This window comes from uncultured Sphingomonas sp. (genome assembly GCF_964250165.1).
GTDB lineage: Bacteria > Pseudomonadota > Alphaproteobacteria > Sphingomonadales > Sphingomonadaceae > Sphingomonas.
Window position 1 is genome coordinate 1 of record NZ_CAXUEK010000093.1, and the last position, 8,762, is coordinate 8,762.

The following is an 8,762-nucleotide window of genomic DNA, read 5'->3' on the forward strand; positions in this document are numbered from 1 at the left end:
GAGCTCGCCCATCCCCTTGATGATCGTCTGGCCGCTCTCGGGGTCCGACGACACGCGGAACGATGGGTCCTCGCGCGCCAGGCGATTGAGCGCGACGCCCATCTTCTCCTGATCCTGCTTGGTCTTCGGCTCGACGGAGAGCTCGATCACGGGATCAGGAAACTCCATCCGCTCCAGGATGATCGGCGCGTTCTGCGCGCACAGCGTGTCGCCCGTGGTGGTGTCCTTCAGCCCCGCCAGCGCGACGATGTCGCCGGCATAGGCCTCCTGGATGTCCTCGCGGCTGTTCGCATGCATCAGCAGCATGCGGCCGACCTTCTCCTTCTTGTCCTTCACCGAATTGGTGACGGTCGAGGAGGCGTCGAGCTTGCCCGAATAGATGCGCGCGAAGGTCAGCGTGCCGACGAACGGGTCGTTCATGATCTTGAACGCAAGCGCGGAGAAGGGCGCGGCGTCGTCGGCCGGGCGCGAATCCTCGGTCTCGCCGTCGAGCTTCAGGCCCTGGATCGGGGGCACGTCGAGCGGCGACGGCAAATAGTCGACCACCGCGTCGAGCAGCGGCTGCACGCCCTTGTTCTTGAACGCCGAGCCGCACAGCACCGGCACGAATGAGAAGTTGAGCGTGCCCTTGCGGATCAGCGCCTTGAGCTGGGCGGTGGTCGGCTCGGTGCCCTCCAGATAGGATTCCATCAGGTCGTCGTCCTGCTCGACCGCCATCTCGATCAGCTCGGAGCGCGCCGTGGCGGCGGCGTCGGCCAGCTCGGCCGGGATGTCCTGATACTCGAACTTCGCGCCCAGGCTCTCCTCCAGCCAGATGATCGCGCGGTTCTCGACCAGATCGACCAGACCCTTGAACGAGCCCTCGATGCCGATCGGCAGATACAGCACCGCCGGCCGCGCGCCGAGCCGGTCCTTGATCATCTCCACACACCGCTCGAAGCTAGCGCCCGTCCGGTCGAGCTTGTTGACGAAACACATCCGCGGAACTTTATATTTTTCCGCTTGCCGCCACACCGTCTCCGACTGCGGCTCGACGCCCGCGACGCCATCGAAGCACGCGACCGCGCCGTCGAGCACGCGAAGCGAGCGCTCGACCTCGATGGTGAAGTCGACGTGGCCGGGAGTGTCAATGATGTTGATGCGGTGCTCGGGGCCCTGCTGGTCCTCGGCCTTCCAGAAACAGGTCGTCGCGGCGGACGTGATGGTGATCCCGCGCTCCTGCTCCTGCTCCATCCAGTCCATCGTAGCGGTGCCCTCATGGACCTCGCCGATCTTGTAGGACTTGCCGGTGTAATAGAGGATGCGCTCGGTCGTCGTCGTCTTGCCGGCGTCGATGTGCGCCATGATGCCGATGTTGCGATACCGGTCGAGCGGATGGCTGCGGGCCATGGGCGTGGGTCCTTGTAAATGTGGGGAGCCGACCCGGGCCGGCTCCCCACGATATGGGTCAGATTGCGACGGTGTGAAGGTCTACCAGCGGTAGTGACTGAACGCCCGGTTGGCTTCGGCCATGCGGTGCGTGTCCTCGCGCTTCTTCACCGCGTTACCGCGGTTATTGGAGGCGTCGAGCAGCTCGCCGGAAAGGCGCGCCGACATCGTGTTCTCCGAGCGGGAGCGCGCGGCCGCGATCAGCCAGCGGATCGCCAGTGCCTGCGCGCGCTCCGGCCTCACCTCGACCGGCACCTGATAGGTCGCGCCGCCGACGCGGCGGCTGCGGACCTCGATCCCCGGCTTGATGTTGTTCAGCGCGTCGTGGAACACGCCCAGCGGATCGCGCTTGGCGCGGGTCTCGACCGTCTCCATCGCGCCGTAGACGATCAGCTCGGCGACGGATTTTTTGCCGTCGTACATTACGGAGTTCATGAACTTGGAGAGGACTTCATCCCCGAACTTGGGGTCGGGGAGGATTTCCCGCTTTTCGGGACGACGACGACGAGCCATTCTCTTGCTTCCTTCAGGATTTCAGCGGGATCCGGACGGGCCGGCGCTTACTTGGGGCGCTTGGCCCCGTATTTGGAACGCGACTGCTTGCGGTTCTTGACGCCCTGCGTGTCGAGCACGCCGCGCAGGACGTGGTAGCGGACGCCCGGCAGGTCGCGCACGCGGCCGCCGCGGATCAGCACCACCGAGTGCTCCTGCAGATTGTGCCCCTCGCCGGGGATGTAGCTGATGACCTCGCGCTGATTGGTCAGGCGCACCTTGGCCACCTTGCGCAGCGCCGAGTTCGGCTTCTTCGGCGTCGTCGTGTAGACGCGGGTGCAGACGCCGCGCTTCTGCGGGTTCTGCTCCATCGCAGGGACCTTGGACTTGGCCTTCTGCGGTTCGCGGCCCTTGCGGACCAGCTGGTTGATCGTCGGCATGAAGCCCTTCACCTTTCGGGTTACTTTGCTGGAGCCTTTACAGCACCGGGAATACGAAAAGGGCCGCGCGGGCCCCTTTAAGCGCATCCAGCAATGTTCAAGCATGTCCGCCGGCACGCCGATGGACGACGCAGCAATAAGCGATGTCGCTTATTCGGTCAACGGCGCGCAGGGGAGCTCGGACTCGAACCGAGGGCCTTCGGTTTTGGAGACCGACGCTCTAACCAGCTGAGCTACACCCCTTCGCGCGGATCAGCCTCTAACGCCGGACAATCGGCGGGGCAAGATCGACCGGCTACCGCCCCGCCTCCACCAGCGCCCGCTCCTCCGGTGTCAAGCGGAACAGCCGGCACGTCAACTCGTGCAGCTGGGCCTCGTCATCGCGGAGCACGGCATCGAGTTCGGCCAGCCGCGCGCCGAGCGCCACGATCTGCGCGGCCAGATCCGGCTCGGCATCGAGCGCGACGCGCCGCAGCCGATCGAGCAAGCGCTTCGCATCGCCCTTGCCGGTCGGCGTGAAATCCAGCGCGACCGCGCGCCATTGCGCCGCCACCAGCGGCTCGGCCTCAAGCGCGACGAAGAGCCGCGCGGCCTCAACCTCTTCCACCGCCACGCGCACCGCGCCATCCGCGGCCATGACGACCAGCTCCGCCGTGGGCCGGAGCAACGCGTCGATCCGCGCCAGCGCCGACTCCTCCTGCCCGCGCCGCTCCTCGTCCGCCCAGGCCTTGCGTTCGTTCGCCGGAATGCGCCGCGGCGCGGCCGCCTCGATCTCGCCCATCGGCCGCACATCGGGGAGCAGCCGCTCCAGCGGCAGCGGCGGACGCGACGTGTCGCCCAGCCGCTCCTCCAGCGCGGCCCGCTCGTCCATCTGCCGGGTGCGCCGCTGTTGCAGGCCCTGGGCGAGCGCGGTCAGCGCGGCGCGATCGATGCGGTCGGCGCGCGGGATCGGTAGCGGCGCGATGAACTGCTTGTTGGCTTCGAAGAAGCCGTTGTCCTTCGGCTTTCCGAGCCACTTGAAGATGTAGTTGGTCACGGACGCGTTCATCGCGCCGAGTAGGAACCAACCGTTGTCGCCGCGCGGAAGAATGCCGTTCACGCGCACGTTGTTGACGTAGAAGAGACCGCGATCGTCGAACGCAAGGCGCAGATCAGGCACGAGCTGCGCAACCAGCAGCTTTGGCACCTCCTGCTTATCAAGATTCTTCGGGTAGATGTAGCCGAACCACTTCTCGGCCGAATCGTTCTTGCCGCTATCTCGCCGGCGCAACTCGGCCTCGAACAGCCGCAGGTAGCGCCATGCTTGCGGGAAGCGCTCCGCCATCTCGTCGGGCGTGAACAGCCGCGCGCCGTTTTCATCGACGCGGTAGGGAAACAGCAAGTGCGTATCGGTCCGCGGCTCCAGGAGCGCTTGACGTCCGCCCCCGAGACCAGCGGCTTCATCACCGCGTCCTCGATCTCGACCACCACCTCGTCAAGCTTGACCGCCTGCGCCTTGCCGCCCCTGTCCCGCACCTCGCGCGGGCGGTAGGCGTAGCGGCCCTTCGCCACCTTGCGCAGGTGATAGATGTGGTCGGCGCTGGTCTGGATGCCGACGATAATGCCGTCGGTGTTCTCTTTAGCATCGAGCCGCGTCGCCTCGCGCCCCAGCCGCTCGATCAGTCCCCGCACCGGCGCGGGCGCGATCAGCCAAGGTTTCAGCGGGGCGGCGATGTCGCCATAGGGCAGCACCAGCATCGGGTCGCGCCAGTCGACCTTGCTGGTGTCCCCGTCACCTGCGAAGCCGAGCCGGATCCCCTCAGCCGGTCGCTTCGCGAACACCTGGATGGCGGTGTAGACCGTCGCCTCCTCGAACACCTGCCAGGAGCGGAAGTCGAGCCAGCGTTCCAGATGGCGGCCGGCATGGACCAGCGCGCGCAGCCCCTCGCCATATTCCAGCGTCGGCCACAGGTTCGGCGCGATATAGCCCATCCGGCCGTCGTCGTTCAGCAGCTGCAGCCCGCGCTCGATAAAGGGCAGGTACAGGTCGAAATTGCCGCTGCGCGTGGAACGATAGCCGCTGGCCGGAGACGCCAGCCAGCCCGCCATGTCGGCGTTGACCTTCATGAAGTTCTGCAATTTCACGTAAGGCGGATTGCCGATCACCGCATCGAACGAGCCGAGCGCAAAATCACCTTCCCAATCGAACGTGTTGATCCGATCGCGTTCCTCCGGGTCGTCCAGCCGCTTCCACTTGTAGAAATTGCCGTCGACCAGGCTGTTGCCGCAGGTGATGTTGCGCTCCAGCGCCGACAGGGGCCGGTTCGCCTTGGCGGTGTGCAGCCATAGCGACAGGCGCGTGATCTCGACCGAGGCGGGGTTGATGTCCACGCCCCACAGATTGTTCGCGAGGATGATCTCGGTCAGGTCGGCGGACTCCAGTCGCCGGTCGATCGCGCCCGCTTCATAGGCCGCGGTCATGGCGGCGGCGAACTCGATTTCCAGGTGGGACAGCGCCACGATCAGGAACGCGCCCGATCCGCAAGCGGGATCGATGATCCTGATCTGCTGGATACGTCGCCAATACGCCCCGGCGGCCGCTCGCGACGGCGCGCCGGTCTCCGGCCATCCCGCTTCGACTTTCCAGCGCGCGATCAGGGGATCGACCACCTCTTCGATGATCCGCCGCACGACCCATTCGGGCGTGTAATAGACGCCGTCGCGCTTGCGTTTGGTGATCTCGGTCAGCCAGGGTCGATCCTCGGCCCTGGCCTCCAGCGCCTCCAGCTCCACGATCGATTGCTCGAAGATGTGGCCGAGCGTGTAGAGCCCGATCGCGTTCTTGGCGTCGCCTTCGCGCGAGAAGTTGTAGCGGCAGGCAAGATAGAAGAGCGTCTGCTTGTGCTCGGCCAGCCTGGCCTCGTTCTGCCCCTGGCCGAAGCGGACGAAGAGGCGATTGGGCAGCTGCAGCGCATTCAGCGCGGCGTCGTCGGCGAACAGGCCGCCATTGAACCTGTGGATGTCGGCGGTCCCGAGACGGCCGCCGTCGTTCATGACGCGGAAAATCTGCTTCAGCCGTCGCCAGACCTCGTCGCCTTCGGGTTCGAGAAATTGGTCCTCGCTCTGACGTTTCAGTTCGTCGGACAGCGCGCTGGGCGGGAAGCCCACGCGCCAGCCCATGTCCTCGGCGAACATGACGAAGATCAGGCGGTCGAGCAGCTTCTGCCCCAGCCTGACCGCGCGCTGCGCGTCACGCCCGCCGCCCCCTGCAACCTTGGGCGCTGGAGCAGGATGTGGCGGATCAGCACCTCGCGATATGCGCGATAGTCGGCGTAGAACTCCGCCTCCAGCCGATCCTCGACCCGGCCCTGCTTCTCGATCAGCCGCTCCAGCCGGCTCCGGCCGGCTTCGCTGAGCAGCATGTCGCGCCGGAACAGCCGCTGGAACAGGAAGCGATCGAACCGCGCCTCCTCGTCCGCCCCCGTCAGCGTCTGCCGATTGAACAGGTCGCCGCCCTCGATCTTGAAGCGCAGATAGCGATCGGGGAAGCCGTCCCACCAGTAGAGCCGGAACTCGTTCATGTCGGTGACGATCGCGTAACGCGGCTGCACCGGCTCGTTGCCGAACAGCCCCCGCCGGGCGTTCCACAGATAGTCGCGCGCCTGCATCACGGTCGAGCGCGTGTTGCCCTTCCGGGCCTGCGGGGCGTCCAGGCCCGAGCGGATGTCCTTGAACTCGCACACGACCTGCGGGGTGTTCGGCCGGTTGCCGCCGAACAACCCGAGCGCCAGGTCCGCCTCGCCCCGGTTGCCGGTCTGTCCCGCGCCGGCGATCGTGAACTTGGGCCATAGCTCGAAGCCGCCCTCCTGCCCCGTATCGAATCGATAGCCCCACAGCTCGGCGAAGAACGCCTGCGTGAACGCCGCCTCCGCCTGGGTCTCGCGCTTCAGCTCGCGCGCGGCCCATTGTGCCAGCCGCGCGCGCACGGCGTCGTCGACTCCGGCGACCACATAGTCTTCATATTCGTACGCCAGCTCGGCCTTCAGAAACTCACGGTCGAGCAGCGGCTTGAAACGTTCGGGTGTCACGAAGTGCCTTTGTGCGGATGAGCCGCTCAGAGATCGCGGTCCAACGGCAACGTGACGTGTATAAAACCCGCTGATAACCGCTCAGGGCGCGCGGTCCAACGGCAATTCGGGGATCGGATCGGCCCCCTCGAAGCGCGCAATCGCCCAAAGATCGAACTCGGACGGGATTGCTCCACAATATTGCCGTACGGTTGCTTCACGGACATGCGACACCGCGTTAGACGATGCCATGGCGGACGAGCAACTCGGCTTTGGTTTCGGCGACGATCGGCCGGCTGCCGACCGGCCGCTGTTCGACCCGGACGAGATCCGCGCGGATGCGCTCGCCCTGCTCGAACAGGCGCGGCGCTGCACGCGCGAGGGACCGTGGGATGCGGACGAGCTGAAATACCGGCGCATCATGTTCCCCGCACCTGGTCAGTTGGATTCCCGACGAGGCGGAGCGCGCGCAGCTGTGCTGCGATTTCAGACGCGAGCTGGAGCGCATCGCGCTGCTGCTCGCCGCCTAAAGAACGATCCACCGTGGTGAACCCTTGCTCGTCACCCCGGGCTCGCCCCGCAGTCCCGATCGCACTCGAAGCCGCAGCACATCGGAACCCCGGCTCACGGCCGGGGTGGCGGGATGGCTTGGCCGATCGCCTCAAGCCGGACAACCCTACCGCTTCCTCCCCACCCCCCGCCGCGCCGCCCGCGCGTTCTGCAGCCCCCGCGCCTGCGCCTCCTGCGTCAGCGCCTCGCGCATCGCGCCGCCATGCGGGCGGCCGGCGTTGGCGGCCGTCCTGGCCGGGTCCGCCTGCGACCAGCCCTGCACCTGGCTCAGATCCGGCAGCATGATCGGCGGCGGCGCCAGGCGTTCGAGGCGGGCCGCGATGCGCGCCGCCTCGCGCGCCAGCGTCTCCTCCGCGTCGGCGGCCAGCCGCGCGCCGTAGAGCCGCCTCATCCTGGCCGAGCGCAGGTCGCCGGTCTCGCCGGGCAGCAGGCGACGGGAGAGGACGGTCTCCCGCCAGTGGACCTCGCGATGATGGAGGTGGAGCAGCTGCAGCGCCTGGGCGGGGGTCATCGGCGGGAGCGCGGGCGGCTCGTTGGCGCGCCACGCGGCATCCTCGCCCGAGCCGGGCAGCCAGCTTTCGAGGAGGGCGCTCTCCAGCCGTTCATACCCCTGCGCGAGCGCCGCGCGGACCTCGCGCGCGAAGGCGGGGTTGGCGCGGCGGCGCTTGTTGAAGGCGGCGGCCGAGGCGCCGGCGGCGGCGGCCGAGAGGCTGATGTTGGCGGTGGCTGACAGCGCGAGCAGGAAGCGCTGCTCGCCGGCACGCGTCACGGCATCGCGGCGCGCGCGGCGGAGCTGGAGGCGGCCGTTCCGGCAGAGGCTGATGGTGGTCTGATCGGCGGCGGCGCGGTCCCCCGCCCCGCCGCCCTCCCCGCGGCCGGGGGCCGAGCGCGCGCCGCCCGCGCGGTGAAGGCGGGCGTGGGCGGCGGCGAGCGTCGCGTCCCAGGCCTGCGCGAAGGCGGGGTGGACCTTGCGGCGGGCGTGCAGCGTGCGGTCGCTCACGCCGATCGCGCGGGCGGCGGCCTGGGCATTGCCGGTGCGGGCGAGCTCGCGCAGGAAGGCGGCGTGCTGCCCGCGCTGGGCGGGGGTGAGCGGGCGCGCGGGCATCCCGAGCCTAGGCGCATGGGCGATCCTACATTGCAAGCCCTCCGTCACCCCGGCCTTGTGCTGGGGCCCAGTGCAGGGTGGTCCGGCGCTTGGGAGCCGCTCGCGGCGATGGGCTCGACCGCCGGTGATGCCGGCACAAGGCCGGCATGACAGAGCCGGTTGGCGCGACTTGCCTTGGCGGGACCTCGGCGCTATCTCCCCGTTCATCCCTATAGCGTGGATGACCTCGCAGCCGCCCGGCGGCCGACGGGGCTTGTCCCGGAAACGATGCGAGCCATGGCCAAGACCACCCCCGTCGAGTTCGTCCAGCAGGTCCAGGCCGAGCGCAAGAAGGTCGTCTGGCCGACCTGGAAGGAGACGTGGATGACGGGGCTGATGGTGGCGATCCTCACCACCGTGCTCGCGGTCTTCTTCTTCGGCATCGACACCGTGTTCGAGACGGTCGTCACCGCGCTCCTCAAGCTCGCGCAGTAAGCAAAGGACACCCCCGGCCATGTCGCGCTGGTACATCATTCACGCCTATTCGGGCTTCGAGGGCAAGGTCCGCGACGCGATCATGGCGGAGGCGACGCGCCTCGGCCTCGACAGCCTCGTCGAGCAGATCGAGGTGCCGACCGAGACGGTGACCGAGGCGCGCCGCGGCAAGAAGATCGCGGTCGAGCGCAAGTTCATGCCCGGCTA

Annotated in this window: 10 protein-coding genes and 1 tRNA gene; 3 read left to right on the plus strand and 8 right to left on the minus strand. The window is 67.7% G+C overall.

Features of this window, described 5'->3' with window-relative positions; translation table 11 throughout:
* The 7 genes from fusA to ACFE64_RS13975 form a co-directional block, all read right to left on the minus strand.
* On the minus strand, positions 1 to 1,389 hold a 1,389-nt coding region (fusA, locus tag ACFE64_RS13945; protein WP_375393064.1), incomplete at its 3' end, for an elongation factor G.
* Between the two features lie 81 nt (positions 1,390 to 1,470).
* Positions 1,471 to 1,941, minus strand: a complete 471-nt coding sequence (gene rpsG, locus ACFE64_RS13950) for a 30S ribosomal protein S7 (protein WP_375393065.1) — start codon at positions 1,939 to 1,941, stop codon at positions 1,471 to 1,473.
* Between the two features lie 47 nt (positions 1,942 to 1,988).
* On the minus strand, positions 1,989 to 2,360 hold the full coding sequence (gene rpsL, locus ACFE64_RS13955) for a 30S ribosomal protein S12 (protein ID WP_093665944.1): 372 nt from the start codon (positions 2,358 to 2,360) through the stop codon (positions 1,989 to 1,991).
* Positions 2,361 to 2,529: 169 nt separating this feature from the next.
* Positions 2,530 to 2,603: transfer RNA gene (locus ACFE64_RS13960), tRNA-Trp, on the minus strand.
* Positions 2,604 to 2,655: 52 nt separating this feature from the next.
* Positions 2,656 to 3,546, minus strand: coding sequence for a hypothetical protein (locus tag ACFE64_RS13965; RefSeq protein WP_375393066.1), 891 nt, complete (start codon positions 3,544 to 3,546; stop codon positions 2,656 to 2,658).
* A complete protein-coding gene (locus ACFE64_RS13970) occupies positions 3,456 to 5,534 on the minus strand; it encodes an Eco57I restriction-modification methylase domain-containing protein (protein ID WP_375393067.1) in 2,079 nt (692 codons plus the stop codon). Before ACFE64_RS13970 ends, ACFE64_RS13965 begins: the two co-directional genes overlap by 91 nt.
* A gap of 8 nt (positions 5,535 to 5,542) precedes the next feature.
* Complete coding sequence (locus tag ACFE64_RS13975) at positions 5,543 to 6,427, minus strand: hypothetical protein (RefSeq protein WP_375393068.1); 885 nt, start codon at positions 6,425 to 6,427, stop codon at positions 5,543 to 5,545.
* A gap of 229 nt (positions 6,428 to 6,656) precedes the next feature.
* Between ACFE64_RS13975 and ACFE64_RS13980 the strand changes: the two genes are divergently transcribed.
* The gene (locus ACFE64_RS13980) at positions 6,657 to 6,956 is read left to right on the plus strand and encodes a hypothetical protein (RefSeq protein WP_375393069.1); all 300 of its coding nucleotides are present in this window, start codon (positions 6,657 to 6,659) and stop codon (positions 6,954 to 6,956) included.
* A 126-nt stretch (positions 6,957 to 7,082) separates the two neighbouring features.
* Here ACFE64_RS13980 and ACFE64_RS13985 read toward each other — a convergent pair whose 3' ends face one another.
* Positions 7,083 to 8,081, minus strand: coding sequence for a hypothetical protein (locus ACFE64_RS13985; RefSeq protein WP_375393070.1), 999 nt, complete (start codon positions 8,079 to 8,081; stop codon positions 7,083 to 7,085).
* Between the two features lie 276 nt (positions 8,082 to 8,357).
* Between ACFE64_RS13985 and secE the strand changes: the two genes are divergently transcribed.
* Entirely contained in the window at positions 8,358 to 8,555 is a 198-nt protein-coding gene (gene secE, locus ACFE64_RS13990) for a preprotein translocase subunit SecE (protein WP_375393071.1), read from the plus strand.
* 19 nt (positions 8,556 to 8,574) lie between these two features.
* Positions 8,575 to 8,762: transcription termination/antitermination NusG family protein (locus ACFE64_RS13995; RefSeq protein ID WP_375393072.1), on the plus strand; the 188-nt coding region annotated here is incomplete at its 3' end.